Genomic DNA, 285 nt, shown 5'->3' on the forward strand with positions numbered 1-285 from the left:
TAAGAATATTAATGGTAACCGTTTTGCGAAATGTGCCATTCAGACTGCTCTACTTGATATTCAGGCCAAACGTTTAGGCGTGCCGTTAAGTGAAGTTTTAGGTGGACGTCTGCGTGATAGTTTACCCGTACTTTGGACACTCGCGTCTGGTGACACAGAAAAAGATATTGCTGAAGCACGAAAAATGATTGAGTTGAAACGTCATAACACGTTCAAACTCAAAATCGGTGCACGCCATTTGCAACACGATGTTGACCATGTGATTGCAATTAAAAAAGCACTGGG

The 285-nt window shown here is 42.1% G+C and carries 1 pseudogene; it reads left to right on the forward strand.

Annotated elements, in window-relative coordinates:
* A pseudogene (locus UC75_RS20155) lies at nucleotides 1–285 on the forward strand (muconate cycloisomerase); the annotation flags it as partial.

Origin of the sequence: Acinetobacter sp. V2, from assembly GCF_001188385.1 — a bacterium.
Classification (GTDB): domain Bacteria; phylum Pseudomonadota; class Gammaproteobacteria; order Pseudomonadales; family Moraxellaceae; genus Acinetobacter; species Acinetobacter oleivorans.